We start from the raw sequence: 21200 nt of genomic DNA on the forward strand, positions 1-21200 counted from the left end.
TCGTTATATTCCAATCTGATATCAAAGCCGTTCTCATCGTCGTGCTGCGACTGGGAACGGCTTTTGTGCATTTTGCATATCCTTTAGACCACTCTCTCGGTGACTCCCTCTCAACGAGAAACATGAATTCCGAATGAGAGAGCAACATTTCAAACATCACCTTGTGATATAACTAAACACGAATTCCAAACAAGGAGATGAGGGCATGAGCAAGTTGAAAGGTAAAATCGCTTTAGTAACCGGTGCAAGCCGGGGGATTGGCCGTGGCATTGCGTTACGTCTGGCACGGGATGGCGCATTAGTCGCCGTGCACTATGGAAAAAGACAAAATGAAGCAGAGGAAGTGGTTCATGAGATTCAACAAAGTGGAGGTTCCGCATTTACGATCGGCGCTGACTTAAATGCCCTTAACGGCATTCGTGATTTATATGCGGCATTGGATGAAACCCTTCGGAAACGTACAGGCGATAATCGGTTTGATATTCTTGTGAATAACGCTGGAATCGGGCAAATTCTAACCGTTGAAGAGGCAACGGAAGAATCTTTTGACGAGGTTATGGACATTAATCTCAAAGCGCCGTTTTTTGTTACCCAGCAAGCTTTGCCGCGCCTGAAAGATGAAGGCCGTATTATCAATATCTCATCGTTTGTTACACGAGTGGCCTCCCCTGCTGTTTTCGCCTACAGCATATCGAAGGGTGCGGTCAACACACTTACGCACGTCTTGGCTAAGCAACTTGGGAGCCGTAATATTACGGTGAACGCTATCCTGCCTGGCATTATTAATACAGAGATGAATGCCGGGACGTTGCAAGATCCCAACGGACAGAAATATGCCGCTGGTCTTTCCCCCTTCAACAGGTGGGGGGAGCCTGAAGATGTGGCGGATATTGCCGCCTTTCTTGCCTCATCGGACAGCCGTTGGGTAACCGGTCAATTGATTGATGCAAGTGGCGGATCTCATCTGTAAATGAACGGGTACGTTAGTTGAATGAGTTCTACCAGAAAACCGGACTCCTTTGTGAAATGAAGAGTCCGGTTTTTTGATGTTACAACAATTGCTTACGCATGCTTCAGCAGAGCAAAAGAAACGATTCGGAAACACCTTCTCGACATCTTCCACATCATATCAATTGCGGCTCCCCTCCCGCAAATGCGCTTTTCGCGCGCAAAGCTGGTCGATGCAGTCTATTCCAGGATCCAGCCCCCAATGATGGTGCGAAGCCTGTCCATAAAAACCGTGAAAATCCGCTCCCCCCTACCGAACGGCCAATGTGACTCTGGGCGTGTTTGTCAGAAAAATGGATGTCTTCCGGTCAGTATATAGTGAGGCTGCTGCTGACTCCCGCTCGTGATTGTATAGATCTGCGGTTGCCAGTCCGCCGGTATGTGAAGCACTGCGATTAATCATAGCCCGTCTCCTGCGGCCGCGCTTGCCGAACTCGCGCAGAGATGGCAAATGGCAGGTACATGAGCAAGAAGATCAGGCATGCGGCAACCTCCAGCGACACTAAGTACCATGGGTACGGTCCAAGCACGTCCAGAAGCGAGGCCGTCTCAGGCTTGCGGGCGAGGAACATGTAATTGCCGCCGGTCATTGCGTTCACGGTACCGACTGCAACAAGGAGCAGATTGAGAAAGCCCATGGCGGCGAATACAGATTTTAGGGTTGGACGGTGTCCTTCCACCCAGAGCATATAAAGCACAGCCAAAATAATGGCGATATGCGCCGCAAAAAATTCAATGAACCGGAAGTGGGGATAGTCATAATCGAGCGCTGGGGTGAGCAAGGCCTGCAAGGCTCCGCCAATTCCGACAAAGTATACGATCTGGAACAAGCGCCGGCTTTTCCAGATGAGCATGGCAACTGACAGATATAACGATATGGTGCACAGTTCAAGCGGCAGCGTATCCTTCACGTCGTATTGCCCATGCCAGATGTACCACACATTCAACGACAGCTCGGACAGCACGAGTACTGTCACCAGACTGAAGCGGACGATGTTCCCCGCTCGTTTCTCCCGCAGACTGTTCCGGAACGTATATAGACACAAGATAGAGATGGCGAACAGGGCCAGGACGAAGAGATGAGTAGGAGAATAGGCAGTGAACAAGGCCGAAGCTTGTATATCGAATAGTCGAACCATGGGGAAATCCTCCATATAAAAACTGGATTTATTATACCACACCGAGGAAAATCGTCACGCTTTAATTTTGATGACAGAAGGGGGCGCTTTGCAATTAAACCTAGAATTTAGGCACTTAGTATTTATGCACTTAGAAATTATGCAAATGGATTTTAGTTTAGAAAGGTACCTTGTATTGTACAGTAGTGTGTGTTACTATGTAGGACATCAAGCCATGGAACGATTGTCCAGATAAGTTGAAATAGATGCGAAAGGAGGCAATCGAGTGAACGTTCAATTCAAAAAAGGCGCCTTGGAACTGTGTGTGCTTGTGCTGACCTATGAACAAGACCGCTACGGCTACGAACTCGTTCATCGCATTTCAGAGAAGTTCCTCGTGGCAGAAGGCACGATGTATCCTCTGTTGCGCAGACTGACGCAGGAAGGTTATTTTTCGACGTATTTGAAAGAGTCGCCGGAAGGGCCGTCCCGAAAATATTACAAGCTGACCGAGACGGGCGAGACTTACATGCGCGAGATGATGGCAGAATGGAGCCGCTTCTCGGAAGGCGTGGATGAAATTATTATGGAGGTCATGAAAGCATGAGCATGCAGAGACTGGAATTTTTAGTGAAGCTGGAACGGTTGTTGGATGGAATCCCGGATTCCGAACGCAAGGAAATAATGTCAGATTTCGAAACGCATTTCGAAGAGGCGCGTGAAATGGGCAAAACGGATGAGGAAATCGTGCGCTCGCTTGGGAGCGTTCAGTCGATTGCAGACGAGATCATCGAGCAGTATCGCCCACATGCGGCTCCATCGGGCGGTTCCGGTGAAGAAAAGCCCGAATCTGGTGAGCGGAAAGAACCATTTCAAGCGGGCGGTTTGAACTTCGATTTGCCGAACTTTGGGCACAGCTCACCAGAGCGGGATCTAGCATACGGGCATGTGGGAGCGGCGATTCATGCGGCGAATATCATGACCGACATGGCGGACGTTTTTACCGAATCGTATGACGGCGATACCTTTGCTTACCGATTCGATAGTTCCGACCCGGAGCAATATGAGGTGATAGAGGAAATTAGCCACGATACCTACAACATTAAGGTCATGCTGCGCAGAACCGGAGCGAAGCGATTCTTTTCGTTCATCTCATCGGCCGGCGCCGATCTGCATGTCCGTGTGCCGCAATCGTTCCGCGGCAGCATGCGGCTTCATTCCAACTCGGGTGATGTGAAGCTGCGGTATTTGCAGAACGAACAGCTGCATATCCAAGTGAATTCCGGCGACGCAAGCATCGAGAACAGCTCGATCGGACTGCTGCGTATAGACGCTAAGTCAGGGGATGTGGAGATGGAGAATTGCCGCTTCGGTGTACTGGAGGCCGAGGCGCTATCGGGAGATTTAGCGATGGAGAACGTGGCGGCGCAACGGGCTCACCTCAAGTCCACATCTGGAGATATGGAGTTGGAAGATGTTGAAGCGGAAGAGCTCGTGATGGAACTGCTGTCTGGAGACTTGAACGTACGGGATGGACGTGGCGTGAATTGGAGCTGCAGCACTGCCTCCGGTGACGTGAAGCTGGTACGTATCGCGGCTGATGTGGAAGCGGCTTCGGCTTCGGGCGATGTGGCCGTGCAGGACATCTGCGGCACGCTGCGAGTGGACGTGAAGAGCGGGGACATCCGCTGTGCCATAGGTCCCGATACCGGCGCATGTTACATCGACAACGTCGCCGGCAGCATTGATGCCCGCCTTGCGTCCTCCATTCGTCAAATGCAGTTGGAAGCGTCTGCCCTGTTAGGAGACTTGTCGCTCAACGTGCCTCTGTTGCAACGGCGAAAAGGATCGGATGGCTTTTTCGAAGGCGGCATCGGAGAAGGCGGTCCGCTCGTCAGATTATCCACGAAGGTCGGAGACGTCAACGTAAAAATGGATTAAGAAGAATGAGGAGTGAAGTACGTGCAGCATGATTATTATTCCGTCGAGAAGCTTATTGAGATGGAGCAAGGACAGGTAGAACGTCAGTCGCGTCACATGCGGATGCTGGGACAGACGAAATGGCTCCCGGCCGAAACGGGGTTGAACGATTTGCGTGACAAGGCGCTTTTCGTGCTGCGGGAAATGCTTGATTCCGATCAGGAAGAGGTTCGGCTCCGTGCGGCTGAATTCATCATGCGGCTCCAGCCGGGCAAGAAGCGCATCTTCCGTCTCGGTTCATGATACAGGCAAAGGCTGCCCCCTAATCGCGGTTCGATTGGGAAGCAGCCTTTTATGTTTTAATAGGAGTTCAAAAAAGGATCTTTTTGAACAACCTCCTCTACATCAATGTTCTTACAAGCAAATAGAGATTCAAGCCTGCAATAATAATGCCGGCTATCCAAGCGAGACTGTTCATCCAGAGTGGGGATACGAAAGCCCCCATCTTTTTCTTATCGCTCGTGAACCGGATGAGCGGAAAGACCGCAAACGATAATTGCAGCGATAGAATAACTTGACTCAATATGAGCAGTTCTGCCGTTCCTTGCTCTCCGTAAATGGCGATGACGATGACCGTAGGCACGATGGCGATAAGACGCGTAATGAGGCGGCGCACCCAAGGCTTTAATCGAATTTGCAGAAAGCCTTCCATGACGATTTGCCCAGCGAGCGTTCCAGTCAAGGTCGAGCTCTGGCCGGAGGCGAGCAGCGCTACAGCGAATAACACGCTTGCCATGCCCGTACCGAGCAGCGGCGTCAGCATTTGATACGCATCCTGTATTTCCGCAATCTCGGTATGTCCACTCGAATAAAATGTAGCGGCCGACAAAATCAAAATAGCGGCATTGACGAACATGGCCATCATCAACGCAATCGTTGAATCGAGCGTTGCGAACCGAATCGCCGATTTCTTGCCCTCGTAAGACTCTTCATAGTTCCGTGTCTGTACGATCGATGAGTGTAAATACAAATTGTGGGGCATGACGGTTGCCCCGAGAATACCGAGCGCAATGTATAGCATTGCCGGATTTTTCACAATCTCGGCACTAGGAATGAATCCGTGCAGCACTTCTTGAACGTCGGGTCTGGACAAAATAAGCTCTGTGCCGAAGCACATCATAATCGTAGCAATCAGAACAACGATGATAACTTCAACATATCGAAATCCTTTGTTCTGCAGCAGCATCACGATCAGAATATCCAATGATGTAATAATGACCCCGATAATAAGGGGAAGTCCGAACAACAGCTGCAGCGCGATCGCCGAACCGATAATCTCCGCCAGATCGCAGGCCGCGATTGCCAACTCACACAGAATCCATAACACGAAATTGACCGGCTTGCTGTAGTGGTCGTGACAGGCTTGCGCCAGATCTCTCCCCGTTGCAATTCCGAGTCGTGCAGACAATGATTGCAGCAGCATGGCCATCAGATTTGATATCAAAATGACGGATAAGAGCGTGTAATTAAATTGCGCGCCGCCTGCAATATCGGTTGCCCAGTTCCCGGGATCCATATAACCGACGGCGATGAGGTAGCCCGGACCGACAAATGCGAGAAACTTCCGGAAGAAGCTGCCCTTCTTCGGTACCGGCATTGATTTATACGCTTCGGGAAGACTAGGCTCATCCCGTTGTTGCTTCCATCCGTCTTGAACGTCAGCCGTTGGTTCATCATTAGCATACGGCTTCATAGTATAACCCTTCTTTCTAGCTGTATCGAGATAAAGTATATGTTATACCTATATAAATATTATACTCCTCAACTAACGAGTTTGCATCAGGCGAATAATGTTTCCTTGAGGCAAAAATAATCTTTTATTCACATTTTCTCGATTGCAGATTATAATAAGTATAGAAAAGTTTCCTCTACTCAAAAAAAATGACTGCGGTGAAAATTAATCTCATTCTCAATGTATGCTGTTCCCTTCACGGGAACAGCATGTCGCATTTTTAGGGGGTTAACAACGATAGTCATTATCAATGAAGGAGGATATTACAGTTATGATGAAACGAACAACAATCCAATTGTGGTGTGAAAAATATGGTGAGGCTCTCGCAGCTGCAGGCACCTTAATCTTTATTTTACTGGCTTTAGTTACCGGAACGGTGTCGGAAATATGGTCTGTCTCTTTCTACCTGTTAGCTTATGTTAGCGGAGGCTGGTTAAAGTTAAAGGACGGGATTGTTACGCTGGTCCGAGACAAGGATTTGGATGTCAACCTGCTAATGATCGCGGCTGCGGTTGGTGCGGCCAGCATCGGGTATTGGTCGGAAGGCGCCGTGCTGATTTTTATCTTCGCGCTGAGCGGTGCGTTGGAGACATTCACGATGAATCGAAGCTCCCGCGATATATCCGCGCTGATGGAACTGAAGCCCGAGCATGCGAACGTGCTGCGGAACGGTGAAGAAGTGAACGTTCCAGTGGAAGAGCTGCAAATTGGCGATCTGATATTAGTTAGACCAGGAGAACGTATTCCGGCTGACGGGATGATAACGGAAGGAAGTTCGGCTGTAAATCAAGCCTCCATTACCGGGGAGAGTCTCCCTGTCGATAAAGATCGAGGTGATGAGGTGTTCGCGGGTACGGTGAACGGCCAAGGGGTGTTATATGTGGAAGTGACGCAGAGCAGCGACTCCACCCTCTTTTCCAAAATCATTCGCCTCGTTCAGGAAGCGCAAAGCGAAATGCCGAAATCGCAGCGGTTCATCGAGAAGTTCGAACGCATCTATGCCAAAGTCATTATATTGGCAACGCTCGCGCTCATTTTCGTCCCGTTCTTGCTCTTCGGAGTATTGTGGGAGGACGTGTTCTACCGTGCCATGGTATTTCTCGTCGTCGCATCGCCGTGCGCTCTAGTCGCTTCGATTATGCCGGCGACATTGTCGGCTATCTCGAATAGCGCCCGCAAAGGCATGCTGTTTAAAGGCGGGGCGCATTTGGATCATATCTCGCGTATTAAAGTGATTGCCTTTGATAAGACTGGCACGTTAACAAAGGGAGAACTGTCGGTTACAGATGTTGTTCCGTATGCCGGTCTGTGTGAGCACGAGCTGCTTCAGGCGACGGCTGCGCTTGAAACGTTATCGACGCATCCCATTGCTAAGGCAATCGTGCAGAAGGCCGATGCGTGCCGAAGCGAAGATGACTTCGATGATGCATGGATGCGTCCGACTGACTATCAAGCATTGACAGGGCTGGGCATCGAGGCGCGCATGGGTGGCATGCGCTGGCGCGTCGGCAAACCGAAATTTATTATGCAGGCGGATGAAGAGAATGATGTGCACGGCGTGGTGCGCAGCCTGCAGCAGCAAGGCAAGACGGTCATCGTCGTTCAGCGAGAAGAAGAGATTGCCGGCATTATCGCACTGCAAGATCGCATCCGTCCGCAAGCGAAAGTAATGGTGCAACAGTTGAAGCGGATCGGCATCCAAGTGGCCATGCTGACTGGTGATCAGGAGCAGACGGCTGCGGCTATTGCGAAGGAAGCCGATATCGAATTGGTATTCGCCGAGCTGATGCCGGAGGATAAATTGGATATCGTGAAGAAGCTGAAGGCTCAATACGGCGAAGTCGCTATGGTAGGGGACGGCGTGAATGACGCTCCCGCACTTGCAGCCGCCTCCGTTGGCATTGCCATGGGGGCAACCGGCAGCGATGCAGCTCTGGAAACGGCGGACATGGTGCTGATGAATGATGATCTGGATAATATTAAGCACGCTATTTTACTTGGAAGAAGAACGCAGTCGATTGTTAAGCAAAATATCATTTTCGCTTCTGTAGTCATCTCGGCATTAATTATTACGAATTTCGTGTTCGGCGTTCCGCTTCCGCTTGGAGTAGTCGGTCATGAAGGAAGCACTATATTAGTTATATTGAACGGACTCCGGCTCCTCAAATCCTGAATACTTTTTCCTAAATTACAGGCTTCCGGATGAACAGGCAGGAAAATGCTGGCCTCATATCGTATCTATATATTGAACAAATGCTCCTCGTTAACTGGTATAATGAGGAGAGTTATTCCATAACCATGTAGGGAGGTTCATTCCTTGACATTGCAACAAGGCGATAAAGTTGTCATTATTGGCGATTCAATTACCGATTGTGAGCGGGCGAGACCGGTTGGAGAAGGATTATTCGGCGCCCTTGGCAAAGGATACGTCTCTGTATTCGATGCGCTGCTCCAGACGGAGCATCCTGAGCTTGGCATCAGAGTCGTTAATATGGGGCTTAGCGGCAATACGGTTATGGATGTGGAAGCTAGGTGGAACACCGATGTCATTCAACAACACCCGGATGGGGTAATCCTTTGCATAGGAATTAATGATGTGTGGCGCCAGTTCGACATGCCGCATGTGGAGGAATCCCACGTGTATGCGGACACCTACGAAGCTGCATTGGATCGTCTGGTGAAGCGGACGAAGCCTCAGGTGAGATGGATGGCGCTCATGACTCCATACTATATCGAACCAAATCAGGAAGACGAGATGCGCCGTATGATGGATGAGTATGGTGGTATCGTCAGGAGAACGGCCGAGAAGCACGGTACGTTTTTTGTCGACACACAGGCGGTATTTGACCGGTTGCTGCTCAATATGTACCCAGCCGCCTTAGCGTGGGATCGTGTCCATCCGAATATGATAGGACATATGGCTATCGCAAAATCGCTCATTAACGCATTGCCCGTGTCATCCTAATCGTTAATACTCCATCATTCAGCGTCCCGGTATAGGTTTTCTTTTGAATAGTCACAGTAAACAGCCGACAACCGGGACTTTTTCCCCGATAAGAGGACGGCTCGAATATGTCCTCATTTCCGTAACGAACCAAATCAAATGCAAGTTATATACCGCGCGATAAGTATATTGTAACCGCTTACTTTATCGGGCATGCCCATATTCCGCATATCGATCATGAATAGGAGGAATGAATGATGTCTGTCGTACAAAGTGGTCGGGTTATAAAAAATATGTGGGTGAATCGGGATATGGCTGAACTTGTGGCTAGAGGGGTTGTATTTTTCCATTCTCAATTCGAGTTCCCGGAGCCCTTGCCCTGCAAAATGTACAAGATCGATCAAACACATGGATCGCTTTGGGATCACACTCATGATTATTTTCAAATTTGGTATGTCGTAAGAGGCTGCTTTACTCACAGTTATATGGGCCGGCAATATAAAATGCAAGCGGGCAGCATATGCATCGTGCCGCCCGCTTGCGGTGCATCGGGTCGAGTGGATGCCGCAGGGAAAGACCGAGATCATCGGCTGTGAATTCCTACCTATATATATTAATGATCGCTTTAATCAACCGATGCTGCAGGAGGATTGCTTGGATTATCGATATTTGCAGCCGCTCTTGGCTGAAGAAGGCAAGCAGCTTATGCATGTGAGGCTTATTGGCGAAGATGATCTCCAAGTGCGTCACATCCTCGATGAAATGCTGAAGGAATTTCGGATGAAGACGCCGCATTATGGTCTCGTCATGAAGGCCAATCTGCTGAAGCTGCTCGTCATTATTAGCCGCATTCGCAAGGCGGAGCGAGAGGAGGGAGACGCTGCTCCCACGATACCTAAGGAAGCGGATCGTCTCAACCGTTGCCGCGATGCGGTGCTGGCTTCGATTGACTTCGTGCAGAAGCATTATCGCGAAGAGATTCGTCTTGATCAAATATGCCGTCACGCCTCTTTGTCCAAAACCTATTTTTGTGATGTATTTAAAGCCTATACCGGGAAGACCTTTAACGAGTATTTAAATGATTTGCGGCTCCAGCATGCCACAGAGCAGCTCCTCAAGCCTGACGTTACCATCGCTGAGGCCTGCCGGGCGGTGGGATTCCGTGATCTGACCCACTTTTCGCGCATGTTTAAAAAGTGTATAGGCGTTTCGCCTTCTCATTTTCGGAAAATAAGCCGACGATTGTGAACATTTGACCTTAACCCTTCTTTTTCCCGTCATGAAGCGAAAGAGCCGTAAACACTTCAACGTTTTCGGCTTTTTTTGATTTGTCTAAATTGGTTGCGATATAATGGATAGGCATATGCTCCTGGTATAAGTTTACTTGGCTTCCATAACCCAATGCCCCCTGCCTCATTCCTTTATTGAATTGCAAAGCATCATGAAGGATCAACGCCGCATTGTTGCGCGTTATCTCAACACTCATCTAAGAATTATCACATGAAAGGGTGATGCCGTCTTGTGGACGACTGACGGATTGTTATTTCTCTTCGGGGGCTTATTGTTAGCCGGGGTGATCAGTGCCAAATTCTCGAACCGATTCAATGTGCCGTCCCTTGTTTTTTTCATTATAGTCGGTATGGCCTTGAATCCGTTTATTTTTTACGATAATGCCAAGTTGACGCAGCTATTCGGGATTTTGGCTCTGATCATTATTTTATTTGATGGCGGGATGCAGACGAATTGGAGGCACATTCGCCCGGTTATTGGATCCTCCGTCGTCTTGGCAACATTAGGGGTTGTCATTACGGCCGTTGTGTTTGGCGTAGGCGCCGTCTATATTTTGAATATTGATTGGCGGGAAGGGCTGCTGATCGGCGCCATCGTCGGCTCTACCGACGCCGCGGCCGTCTTCGCCGTGCTGGGGACTCAGAATGTAAAGCAGAAGCTGACGTCTACCTTGGAGGCAGAATCGGGAACGAACGATCCAATGGCGGTATTTCTCACGATCTCATTCATTGAACTTATTCAAGTACCGGACATGTCACTGTGGAACATGCTGCTCTCCTTCCTATGGCAAATGGGCTTAGGCCTAGGTCTTGGCTTGTTGGCGGGGTGGATCGCCATCCAAATCTTGAACCGCATCTCACTTGATACATCCGGGCTCTATCCGGTATTGTCCATCGGCTTCGCCATCTTTACATACAGCGGCGTCGGTTTGCTGCATGGCAGTGGATTTCTAGCCGTTTACGTGATGGCATTAGTGCTCGGGAACGCCGATTTGCAATACCGGTTCACCATCGTCCGTTTCAATGAAGGCTTTGCCTGGATGATGCAGATTATGATGTTTATTCTTCTTGGATTGCTTGTGTTCCCACATCAGTTGGTGGAAGTAGCCTGGCAAGGGATCGTGCTTTCTATCATCTTGATGTTTGTCGCGAGGCCGATCGGCGTGTTCATCAGCTTGATTATTAGCAAATTCTCACTGAAGGAGAAGACGCTGATTGCTTGGGCGGGGCTGAAAGGAGCGGTGCCTATCGTCATGGCCACCTATCCGATGATTGCCGGGCTAGAGCATGGACAATTGTTCTTCAACGTTGTATTCTTTGTCGTCCTGACGTCCGCCCTCATTCAAGGAGCAACGATTTCACCTCTGGCCAAACGGTTGGGATTATCGGGGGATGCTCCGGGCGAAGCGGTGCATGCGCTTGAACTGGTGTCTGTCGGAAAGACGAATATGGATATGGTGAAGAAGACGATTGAGCCAGGTGCAAGCGTTGAGAATCGCCCTCTGCATGAATTGAAGCTGCCAGACGACACCTTGATCACCGCAGTTATTCGCGGAGAAGAGATGATTGCGCCGAAAGGGACGACGAAGCTGCAAGCCGGCGATGTGGCTTACGTGCTCGTATCGAAGAAACAGCGGGACGAAATTCGCAAGCTGTTTACGGAGAAGGAAGAAGTGCGTTGCGAGGCGTCTGATAACGAGCTTGAGGCAGAAGCGAACAATAATGAAGTGAAATAAATGATTCGAATGTTTGCATCATGCTGTGATCGATTTCCTTTAATTCAGCTATTTAATCAGGCACTATGAAATAGATAGGGTGTATGCGTTTTTAACCGCAACGCCAGACGGAAGATACGCTGATTGTATTTGTATCCCCCCCACCATCGCATGAGGCGTAGTTCCTATTTTGTCGACAAACGCACCTGTATAATAGCAGGTGTGTTTGTTCGTTATGAACATTTTTTCAGCATAGATGCAAAAAAATGAGGAAAATGTTGCATAAGCTATTGTGAAATAGGTCCATTTGACCGATATTATAATAGTGTATTGCAAAAGTAGCACAGCAAAGAAAGGTGAAGTTCATAACGATGAATTACGAGAAATTAAATGAAGCGTTCAAGCATTTGGGGTACCACCCGAACCGGTATATTCACGTTGTGGATGTAACCAGTCAGACCGTCGACTTTGATTACAGTGACAAAGAGCGGGTGGATCAGCTGGTTATTGGCGCGGAGGAGCCGATGACCGTCGAGGAGCTGCGTCATGCCGCCAGAGATAAGCTAGTCGGGGAACATCCCGATTTTCAATTTTACCGCGAGGTGAATGTAACGAAGCTTGATGTTGTGCACGCATTCGATCTAGGAGAAGAGTGCTCATAGCCGCGCTCACGATCTGGGAGCAGGTTATACATATGCAATGCCTGGCACCTTATCCTCTCATGAGAGGCTTCATGGGATAGGGTGCTTTAACTTACACAGCAGAGAATGATTCAGAGATAAGGAGATGAATCGGTTGAAGGGGAATCAGGGGAAACAACGCAAGAAGCAATGGAGCTGGAAAACGCTTACGTCTAAGGTTGTCCAAAATCCGGCTCGTTCGGTCGGCGCGAAGCTGTTCCTTTTGTTTGTCGTCAGTATTATCGTGTTCGTATTTGGCGTAGGTATGTTTTCCTATATGGTGTCGAAAGATGCGATTGAGAAGCGCGTAACGAATTCAAGCTACCAGACGATGGTGCAGGCTACGCAGAAGATTGATATGCAGCTTACCCAATTTAACAATATGACGATGCAAATTATGTTCGATCCGAACCTTACCTCATCGCTGAAGACGATGCGCGGATTGAAGGTCGGAACCTACGACATGATTCAGATGACGGATGTGGTTCAGAAAACGCTTCAGACCTATAGCGTAGGCAATTCGCTTATCGAGAACGTGTACCTCATTCCGATTAACTCAGATCGTACACCGTTATCAGCTATGGGCGTACGACAAGGCATCCAGGATATTAAGAAGAACGCTTGGTTCGAAGAGGCCAAGAACAGCAACGGGCAATCCATCTGGGTAGGCACGATGCCGAAGGGTGTCGATAATTCGCCTGAGTCTACGTTCGGTATTGCAAGACCGATGCGTGATTTGAATTCCGGCGAAGCGGAATATATCATTTTCTTGGAAATTAAGTTGAGAGCGATTAGCGATTCCTTGGAAGATATCGATATCGGTGATGGTTCAACGATTCAACTCTTGAATCAACAAGGGAAATATATGTTTGCCCAAGACGCGAAGGCATTGATGACTGCCGCGCCGGATTGGCTGCAGCCTAAGGCAGAAGAAGGCAAAAAGTCGTTAAGCGGGGGAACGACGGTCCGTTCAGATGACAGTGGTGACATGCTGCTCGTGTACGATCAGATGAAATCGAACAAGTGGGTTCTCGTAGGAGCAGTGCCTGTTGAGGAATTGGTAAAGGACGCGAAAAGTATCCTGACCTTGACCTTCATATCGATGGCTGCTGCAGCGTTGCTTGCTGCTGTTATCGGCTGGCTCGTCATTAAATGGGTGGCAACACCGCTGGTGAAGCTGCGCAACTTGATGAATGAGGGGGCGGAGGGGAATCTCTCCGTGCGGGCAACGTCGAAGAGCAAAGATGAAATCGGTCAATTGGCGCAAGGCTTTAATATTATGATGGAGCAGATTACGATGCTCGTGCAGAGTACGGATGCGAGCGCGCGCGCCGTGCTGGAAACGGCAACGTCTTTGTCCGAAGCATCACGAACGACAGCCATTTCCGCGAAGGAAATCGCCGTTGCGACGGAGGAGATTGCGAAGGGAGCCACTTCCTTGGCCGTAGAAGCCGAGCGAGGACATGATCTGACGCATAATATGGCTTCGCAAATGAAGACGGTTGTTGGAGCTAACGAGCAAATGGATGCTTCTGCGCAAGCGGTGGCGGATTCAAGTGAATTGGGTGCGTCGAATATGACCTCTTTGATGGAGCGGACTACGTCGACCGGAGAAATGATGCGCTCTTTGGCTAATAAGGTCAACACGCTGAGTGAAAGCACGCAATCGATTCGTAAAATATTGGAAGTGCTTCATAACATGACGAAGCAGACGAATATTTTGTCTCTGAACGCTACGATCGAAGCCGCACGTGCAGGAACGGCAGGCAAAGGATTTATGGTCGTGGCCGATGAAATCCGCAGTCTCGCGGAACAATCACGTCAGTCCATCGATGTCGTCGGTCAAATTACCGAGCGTATCCAGCTGGAAATTACCGAGACAGTCCAAGCATTGTCTGAAGCGATTCCGATGTTCCAGAAGCAGGCGGAAGCTGTAAACGAGACGGATGTCATCTTTGGAACCGTTCAGAACCAGATGGGCGGCATGATTCAAGAGCTCAGCCACGTTACCGGTTCGATTGAACGGTTGAATGAAGCGCAATCCACGCTTGTTGAAGCGATGAGCAATGTGAGCGCGGTTGCGGAAGAAGCATCTGCTACCTCTGAAGAGGTGGCATCGTTAAGCACGGAGCAGCTGAATATTTCCAACCGGTTGGTCGAACTGTCCCAACAGTTGGAAGACGTGTCCGTAAGCTTGAAAGACAAGCTGTCGCAATTTAAATACTAGGCAACAATTAGCCGGATTCAATCCGTAACGAGAAATGCCCGTATTCCTGATGTGAGGAGTACGGGCATTTTGTTTTAGCGCAAGATTCGATGCCGAGTCTGCTTCTAGGTTAACTTCGTGATTAAAAGCCGACTTTTTGATCAACCTTTCTTCAATAGAACATACCGGCGATAGCTGCGCTTAGCAAGTTGGCAATCGTTCCGCCAAGTACGGAGCGAAGCCCTAAGCTCGCTGACAATCATGAGCGACCGGTCGGTTATTTGATCTTTAATAGTAGGAATTTGGGAAAAGGCGACGAATTCGTTGAGCACGATTTTTTGCCCGATTAAGCTGCCGGCAATCGAAGCATCGGCCCACGGTATCCCGATTAGGAACGAAATCGGTGAGAACAGCCAGCCGAGAATGCCTTGCAGAGACAAGGCTGCATAGCCAAACCATCCGCCGATCCCGCCCAAAAGCCCGTTAACGAAGGCAATAAGCCCGATGAAGGCGATCAGGGAAGCGCCTACCGCCAATGCGATTTGCAGACCGTCCACCGCTCCGCGGGCAGCGGCATCGATGACGTTGCTGGCATCTTCTTCGCCGCCTGTAGCATCGATATGCTTGTTAGTGACAGGTTGCTCTGTTTCTGGAATAAACAGTTTTAATCACCCACTGCATGATATGGTGATGATATAACACTGCAATGAGCGAGGAAAAGAAGATGATAATCGGCAGCACTTGGAATGCAAATACGAAGCCTTGCCCTGCCGGCGGAATGGCGCTTCCAAATACGAAAGCGACCCCCTTCATTGGCATAAGTGATGACATTAGAGACTCCGTCAGAGACGGCACGAAGCGCTCGCCGCCCGGCTTCCCATTTGAGTACAATCAGCCCGAATATCAGCTGCAGGAAGAGTGCGCCGATAATCGGCCGCCAGCGGATACGACGCTTATGCTCACAAAATAGAAATCCAATCAAAAGAAGGCCCAAAATGCCTAATAATCCCCAGACGTATTGCATAAGTCACACTCCTTTGCATTCACGACAGAGATATTATTCCTTTTTTGAGACCTTCTTTATGCATCTTATGTAAATGAATCCAATGCTTTGGCCACTGCTCTCTGCCATAGGATGGGGATAAGATATTTCGGTCGGAGGCGTCCGCAAGTCGAGACAACGGGATATTGCACATACCATTAAAATATGGTACTGTAGGAATAACTTCACATTGAACGATTGTACGGAAGCACCGTCATCGAGCTAATGGCATGTTCTGCATGTCAGCTTGGTGGCGGTGCTTTTTTTGTGCTTGGAATTCGATGCGGTGAAGTGGAAAGGAGAGAAGAAAAGTATGAGCAGGTGGGATATCGTCATCGCTCATCAACATAAGCGCATATTGGACGGGGTTACGGATTATTGGAAGCATTCCAATTATGGTGAGTCACTTCATCTGCGTGTGTTTACCCAGCGTGATACGCTGCGTCATTATTTACGGTTGAAGCCCGGGATTCATATGCTTGTATCGGAGCCAGAGCTCCTTCAGGAATTAACGCAGGAAGATGTGAGCGGGATACTCGTTATGGCGTTATCAACAGATGACAGAGCATTAGAATTTACGTTTCCTTTTATTGTCGAGAATCCGTATCAGCCGCTTTCCCGATTATTCCACATCATTACAGAGCGTTGTCAATTAGAGCTATCGCAAGCCGCCGATCAATCATTAGCACACCCATGCCGCATTGTCGGGATTACCTCTGCAGGGGGAGGAGCGGGGAAGACGACCGTCGCGTTTCATCTTGCCAAGCATGCAGTTGGCTTAGGGCAGCGAACTTTCCTTCTGAATATCGATCCGATTCAAGAATACTCGCTTCTGCGGCAGCCACGGGGAGAAGCAGATGAAGCTTCTGCTTCCTTGTCTCAGCTTCTTTACTATTTAAAACGTGAGCAAGAGAGCGACAAGCGGCTACCTGTGCCATTGGAGCTGTATACCGTTTCATTGCCAGCACTTGGGGCAAGCACGTTCGACCCGCTGCACATGATGGAGGAATGGGGTGTAATTGACCTCAAGCTGATGCAGCGGCTGCTTCACTGTATTCAAGCCAGCGGCCGTTACGATCTGATTATAGTCGAAGGTGGACACGAGCATCGGCCGTTTGAAGCCGTGTGGAGCATGAATGGTGAGGTCATTTGGCTGCTGCACGACGAGATGGGGCATATGCTCAAATCCCAGCTTATTTTTCAGGAATGGATGGATGCGGAAGATGAGACAGTTCGCCGGCGACCTAAGCAAATGAGATTGATTGTAAACCGCTACATGGGGACATTGATGAACCGCTGGACGTATCGTGAGGCGGTCGTTAGTGGATTTCTTCCATATATTCCTACCTGGAAACAGATTCACAGACCGGAACAATGGTTCCAATCGACGGTATTCGAGTCAACACTGGCGAATTGGGCGCACACTCACTTGAATCTGACAGGGCTCGATTCGTTAAGGAGAACGGCGCAATGACGAATGGAAGCGATACTGTATTGAGCGCGACTCGCCAACCCGATGAGTTGGAAGCCGTCTATCTTCTTGTGCGTCAGCGGGTAAGGGACAGTCTGGAATGGGGAGAACCGCTTATTGATGAGGCACTGACGGAACGCATCGAGCAGACGTTGTTCGCTTGTGAAGAAGCGCGACATTTCACTTCCGACACGCTCTATCAGCTAGTCAGCAGAGTGTTCAATGCCTTCCGCGGACTGGATGCGCTGCAGCCGCTAGTGGACGATCCCGAGATTACGGAAATTATGATTAACAGCCATCACGAGCTGTTCATTGAACGGAGCGGCTGTATGGAGAAGTTGACGCTTGGCTTTGAAAGCCGCGATAAGCTGGAAGATATCATACAAGCTATCGTATCTCAAGTGAACCGGGTGGTGAATGAGTCTTCGCCCATCGTGGATGCGAGGTTGCCCGACGGGTCTAGAGTGCATGTCGTTCTGCCGCCCATTGCTCTGAAGGGGCCAACAGTAACGATTCGTAAATTTCCGGCTCAGCCGCTCACTATGGAAGACCTCGTGGACATCGGAGCGATTAATGGAGAAGCGGCATTGCTGCTGCAGACACTAGTTCAAGCAAAATACAACATTTTCATTAGCGGGGGAACGGGCTCGGGGAAGACGACATTTTTGAACGCACTCTCGCAATATATTCCTGACGATGAACGAGTAATCACGATAGAAGATGCTGCGGAATTACAGATTCGTACGGTTCCCAATCTGGTCTCGCTTGAGACAAGGAATGCCAATTCTGAGGGAAAAGGAGCGATTACGATCCGCGAATTGATTCGCGCTTCGCTGCGGATGAGACCGAACCGTATCGTAGTCGGGGAAGTGCGCGGCGCAGAGGCGCTTGACATGCTGCAAGCAATGAATACCGGTCACGATGGCTCCTTGTCGACCGGGCATAGCAACGGGACGAAGGATATGCTGAGTCGCCTAGAGACGATGGTCTTGAGTGGGGCACACCTTCCTATCATTGTCGTGAGGCAGCAGATTGCATCGGCGCTTGATATTATCGTCCATCTCGCTAGAATGCGAGACGGCACGCGCAAAGTAATGGAAATAGCTGAAGTGCTTGGATTTGAAGAGGGAGACGTGGTGTTGGCGTCATTATATCGGTTTGAAGAACAGGGGGAACAAGACGGGAAAATAGCAGGCACTCTCGTTGCGTCGGAACATGCTATTCGACATAGGCACAAGCTGCAGATGGCAGGACTGGCTATACATCAGGATGGAAAGGAGTAAGTACATGAAGCGAACTTCTCACCGGTCTGAGATGAGTCTGCCACAATACACCGTTTATGTAATGAGCCGCAAAGAACGCCTCTTTGCGCTATGCGCAGGAGTATCGGTAATGGCGGGAATCGGCTGTTTGTTCTACCAGCATTGGTTGGCAATGATGGTGCTAGCCGTTGTCGGCACGTGCTACCCCCGTATCCGTCGGGTTACGCTGCTGGAGCGCAAGCGATCGCAGTTGACTCAACAGTTTAAGCAAGCGCTGTATTCTATATCTTCTTCGTTATCCGCAGGGCGTTCCATGGAAAATGCTTTTCGCGAGGCCAGGCATGATCTGAAGCTGCTGTACCCGGGCACGGAAGTGGATGTCATACGGGAGCTGCACATTATTTCAATGAGAATGGAGAATGGTGAACCGATCGAGCAGGCGATTATGGATTTTAGCCGTCGTGCGGAACAGGATGACATTTCTAATTTCGCCGACGTGTTCGTCACTTGCAAGCGAACGGGCGGGGATTTGATTGAGGTCGTCCGCCAGACATCGTCTGTCATCGGTGAGAAAATGGATATTATGCAAGAGATAGAGGTGCTGATTGCGCAGAAGAAGCTGGAGATGAAGGCGATGATTGCGGCGCCATTCTTATTCCTGGCGTTCCTGAATCTGACTTCGCCTGACTTCATGGCGGCTTTGTATGAAGGAGTAGGCAGAGTGATTGCCACGGCCGCGCTAGCTTTGCTGATGCTGGGAGCATGGTTAATCCAAAAAATGATGAATATTCGTGTGTAAATAAGCAGGAAGCTGGTTGTTACTATTGAAGTGCGTGTTCAAAAAGGGGCTTTTTGAACAACTTTTAGAAAGCGAGGTGAAATAAAGCATGCTGCCGCGATGGATATGGGGGCTTGCTTGTATAGGGGGAGTGATTCTTTACTTGCTGATGAACCAGATAAGCAGAGTCCGTTACGACAAGCTGATCGCAAGCATGGGAATCGAATCGAAGACGGCCCGTTGGCTGTCAGCGCCGTTCCTGTGGCTGGAGAAGGCGCAGCCTGCCTTGGACACGCACCCTGCATTGGCTTCTCTGCGTCAAGCCGTGATGCAAATCTATGGGCCCGCCCATTCACATACGATGTATCGGGCTGTGATGGCGGAAATGGCGCTATATGTTTATGCGGCCCTGCTTGCCGCCCTGCTGATGCCTGCTGTTACCGATGGAAGCTTCGCGAACATGATGGGAGGGTTGTTGTTCGGCATCATCTTACCGTTAGCTCGTGCACGGGACGTCATCAACAAAGCGGAGAGCAAACGGCAAGAACTGCAATTGGAGCTGCCTGAGCTGCTAAGCAAGTTAACACTGCTGGTACAGGCCGGAGAGACGGCTCAGAAGGCAATGGCTCTCTGCATTGAACGCAAACGGGACCAATCCGAACATCCCTTGTATGCTGAACTGAACCGCATGATGAAGGATATGCAGAACGGCTATTCTTTCCCTCAAGCAATGGAGCAGTTCGCTAAGCGCTGCGCGATACAGGAGGTGTCGATGTTCGTCACCACGCTTCTTATTAATCAGCGCCGTGGCGGCATGACATTCGTTCTTGCGATGGAGGATTTGGGAAGACAGCTATGGGAGAAGCGCAAGTCGGTTGCCCGCAAACGGGGCGAGGAAGCTTCAACGAAGCTTGTATTTCCGATGATGCTTATGTTCCTCGTTGTATTGGCCGTAGTTGGGGCGCCTGCTTTATTAATGATGAAATAACAGATTCAATCCATTGCAAGAAGGCAAACAAACTGAAGAGAAAAGAGGTTATTGCGATGCAACGGCAATTCATAGGGAAGCGGTTGTGGCAGGAAGAGGATGGACTTGGAATGGTGGAAATCGTCGTTATTATTGCGGTTATCGTCGTATTGGCGCTCGTATTCCGTAAAAATATTACTGCATTTTTGGAAAAGCTCATCGGCAAGGCGGAGAAGGAGACGGACAAAATTTTTAAGCCATAACGATGAGCAAGCGGAGTAATGTCAATAAAGGAGGGGAGCACTGTGAAGAAGCTGCGGCAATGGATAAAGAAGATGTCGGCGGATAATGGAACGATGACTTTGGAAGCGTCCATCATCTTTCCGGTTGTATTTTACTGTACGCTTGCGATGCTATTTTTTGCTGTATTGATCTTTCAGAGTGTGCTCACTTCTCATGCGGCAATGCTGGCCTCGGAACGAGGAGCCGCTTTCTGGGATAACAGTTATAAAGATGGCAAGGACGGCTCCTTTCAAGCTGGTCAGCATGACGGGCTTTACTGGCGTCTATTCGATGACAAGCTGATAGACCGGCTATTCGCAGGCTTCTCTGACGCGACATTGTATGCAGTGACATTACCTTCACAGCATAATTCCGAACGGTTGCCCGAACGTAAATTGGAGCGCGCGGCCATGCTTCTGCCGAACATTTTTCAAGGCGAAATGAAATACGATAATTCGATGATAGAGCGTACCGTGACGACGACGTTAACCAGACCCCTGTATCAAGCAGCCTTTCAACGTTTGACAGGCAGCCGCGTATCTCCCGAAGGACAGGCCGTCGCTGCTGTGGTTGAGCCAGTCGAATTCATTCGTTCCGTCGAATTGTCCCGCTATATGTATACCAAGTTGCAAATATGGAATAAACAAGGGATTTCAGCAGGACAAGCCGCTGAAGTCGTTAAGCAAGCAGCAGTTCAGTAAGACGGTGCTTGAAATAATGACAAGA

21 protein-coding genes and 1 pseudogene are annotated in these 21200 nt (G+C 49.5%); 17 read left to right on the forward strand and 5 right to left on the reverse strand.

Annotation, left to right across the window (positions count from 1 at the left end; genetic code table 11):
- Window positions 1-205: 205 nt before the first annotated feature.
- Window positions 206-970, forward strand: coding sequence for an SDR family oxidoreductase (locus tag A372_RS0121570; RefSeq protein WP_019422984.1), 765 nt, complete (start codon window positions 206-208; stop codon window positions 968-970).
- A gap of 288 nt (window positions 971-1258) precedes the next feature.
- Here the strand turns inward: A372_RS0121570 and A372_RS37560 are convergent, their stop codons facing one another.
- Window positions 1259-1411 carry a hypothetical protein gene (locus A372_RS37560; RefSeq protein WP_157259648.1) on the reverse strand — a complete coding sequence of 51 codons (153 nt, stop codon included), beginning with the start codon at window positions 1409-1411 and terminating at the stop codon, window positions 1259-1261.
- A complete protein-coding gene (locus A372_RS0121575; RefSeq protein ID WP_019422985.1) occupies window positions 1404-2147 on the reverse strand; it encodes a YwaF family protein in 744 nt (247 codons plus the stop codon). The genes A372_RS37560 and A372_RS0121575 overlap by 8 nt, the downstream gene beginning before the upstream one ends.
- A 265-nt stretch (window positions 2148-2412) precedes the next feature.
- Here A372_RS0121575 and A372_RS0121580 point away from each other — a divergent pair, with 265 nt between their 5' ends.
- The 3 genes from A372_RS0121580 to A372_RS0121590 are packed head-to-tail and all read left to right on the forward strand — an operon-like array spanning window position 2413 to window position 4349.
- Window positions 2413-2733 carry a PadR family transcriptional regulator gene (locus tag A372_RS0121580; RefSeq protein ID WP_019422986.1) on the forward strand — a complete coding sequence of 107 codons (321 nt, stop codon included), beginning with the start codon at window positions 2413-2415 and terminating at the stop codon, window positions 2731-2733.
- On the forward strand, window positions 2730-4067 hold the full coding sequence (locus A372_RS35580; protein WP_019422987.1) for a DUF4097 family beta strand repeat-containing protein: 1338 nt from the start codon (window positions 2730-2732) through the stop codon (window positions 4065-4067). The genes A372_RS0121580 and A372_RS35580 overlap by 4 nt, the downstream gene beginning before the upstream one ends.
- A gap of 21 nt (window positions 4068-4088) precedes the next feature.
- Window positions 4089-4349 (forward strand): hypothetical protein, encoded by a 261-nt coding sequence (locus tag A372_RS0121590; RefSeq protein WP_019422988.1) that lies wholly within the window; start codon window positions 4089-4091, stop codon window positions 4347-4349.
- Window positions 4350-4446: 97 nt separating this feature from the next.
- Here A372_RS0121590 and A372_RS0121595 read toward each other — a convergent pair whose 3' ends face one another.
- Window positions 4447-5799, reverse strand: coding sequence for an Nramp family divalent metal transporter (locus tag A372_RS0121595; protein ID WP_019422989.1), 1353 nt, complete (start codon window positions 5797-5799; stop codon window positions 4447-4449).
- 310 nt (window positions 5800-6109) lie between these two features.
- Between A372_RS0121595 and A372_RS0121600 the strand changes: the two genes are divergently transcribed.
- The 4 genes from A372_RS0121600 (at window position 6110) to A372_RS35590 (ending at window position 10030) form a co-directional block, all read left to right on the forward strand.
- A complete protein-coding gene (locus tag A372_RS0121600) occupies window positions 6110-8011 on the forward strand; it encodes a heavy metal translocating P-type ATPase (RefSeq protein WP_019422990.1) in 1902 nt (633 codons plus the stop codon).
- Window positions 8012-8155: 144 nt separating this feature from the next.
- Window positions 8156-8803, forward strand: a complete 648-nt coding sequence (locus A372_RS0121605; RefSeq protein WP_019422991.1) for an SGNH/GDSL hydrolase family protein — start codon at window positions 8156-8158, stop codon at window positions 8801-8803.
- Window positions 8804-9036: 233 nt separating this feature from the next.
- On the forward strand, window positions 9037-9378 hold the full coding sequence (locus A372_RS35585) for an AraC family ligand binding domain-containing protein (protein ID WP_083858910.1): 342 nt from the start codon (window positions 9037-9039) through the stop codon (window positions 9376-9378).
- Between the two features lie 58 nt (window positions 9379-9436).
- On the forward strand, window positions 9437-10030 hold the full coding sequence (locus A372_RS35590; protein ID WP_051004528.1) for a helix-turn-helix transcriptional regulator: 594 nt from the start codon (window positions 9437-9439) through the stop codon (window positions 10028-10030).
- Between the two features lie 10 nt (window positions 10031-10040).
- On the opposite strand, the gene A372_RS0121615 is transcribed toward A372_RS35590, so the two are convergent.
- On the reverse strand, window positions 10041-10268 hold the full coding sequence (locus tag A372_RS0121615) for a hypothetical protein (protein ID WP_019422992.1): 228 nt from the start codon (window positions 10266-10268) through the stop codon (window positions 10041-10043).
- A gap of 33 nt (window positions 10269-10301) precedes the next feature.
- Between A372_RS0121615 and A372_RS34490 the strand changes: the two genes are divergently transcribed.
- The 3 genes from A372_RS34490 (at window position 10302) to A372_RS0121630 (ending at window position 14693) form a co-directional block, all read left to right on the forward strand.
- Window positions 10302-11807 (forward strand): potassium/proton antiporter, encoded by a 1506-nt coding sequence (locus tag A372_RS34490; RefSeq protein WP_019422993.1) that lies wholly within the window; start codon window positions 10302-10304, stop codon window positions 11805-11807.
- 350 nt (window positions 11808-12157) lie between these two features.
- Window positions 12158-12448, forward strand: coding sequence for a hypothetical protein (locus A372_RS0121625; protein ID WP_019422994.1), 291 nt, complete (start codon window positions 12158-12160; stop codon window positions 12446-12448).
- Between the two features lie 124 nt (window positions 12449-12572).
- Window positions 12573-14693 carry a methyl-accepting chemotaxis protein gene (locus A372_RS0121630; protein ID WP_157259649.1) on the forward strand — a complete coding sequence of 707 codons (2121 nt, stop codon included), beginning with the start codon at window positions 12573-12575 and terminating at the stop codon, window positions 14691-14693.
- A gap of 151 nt (window positions 14694-14844) precedes the next feature.
- Here A372_RS0121630 and A372_RS36555 read toward each other — a convergent pair.
- Window positions 14845-15696, reverse strand: a pseudogene (locus tag A372_RS36555) (nucleoside transporter C-terminal domain-containing protein).
- 331 nt (window positions 15697-16027) lie between these two features.
- Here A372_RS36555 and A372_RS0121645 point away from each other — a divergent pair.
- From A372_RS0121645 to A372_RS0121670, 6 genes are all read left to right on the forward strand, one after another.
- On the forward strand, window positions 16028-17188 hold the full coding sequence (locus tag A372_RS0121645) for a hypothetical protein (RefSeq protein WP_019422997.1): 1161 nt from the start codon (window positions 16028-16030) through the stop codon (window positions 17186-17188).
- Window positions 17185-18468 carry a CpaF family protein gene (locus A372_RS0121650; RefSeq protein ID WP_019422998.1) on the forward strand — a complete coding sequence of 428 codons (1284 nt, stop codon included), beginning with the start codon at window positions 17185-17187 and terminating at the stop codon, window positions 18466-18468. The genes A372_RS0121645 and A372_RS0121650 overlap by 4 nt, the downstream gene beginning before the upstream one ends.
- 4 nt (window positions 18469-18472) lie before the next feature.
- Window positions 18473-19246, forward strand: coding sequence for a type II secretion system F family protein (locus A372_RS0121655; protein ID WP_026011205.1), 774 nt, complete (start codon window positions 18473-18475; stop codon window positions 19244-19246).
- Window positions 19247-19334: 88 nt separating this feature from the next.
- Entirely contained in the window at window positions 19335-20213 is an 879-nt protein-coding gene (locus A372_RS0121660) for a type II secretion system F family protein (protein ID WP_019423000.1), read from the forward strand.
- 56 nt (window positions 20214-20269) lie between these two features.
- Window positions 20270-20455: a Flp1 family type IVb pilin gene (locus A372_RS0121665; RefSeq protein WP_019423001.1), complete on the forward strand. Its 186-nt coding sequence runs from the start codon at window positions 20270-20272 to the stop codon at window positions 20453-20455.
- Window positions 20456-20497: 42 nt separating this feature from the next.
- Window positions 20498-21175, forward strand: a complete 678-nt coding sequence (locus tag A372_RS0121670; protein ID WP_019423002.1) for a hypothetical protein — start codon at window positions 20498-20500, stop codon at window positions 21173-21175.
- The last annotated feature ends 25 nt before the right edge of the window (window positions 21176-21200 follow it).

The organism is Paenibacillus sp. OSY-SE (assembly GCF_000283315.1).
Taxonomy (GTDB): domain Bacteria; phylum Bacillota; class Bacilli; order Paenibacillales; family Paenibacillaceae; genus Paenibacillus_B; species Paenibacillus_B profundus.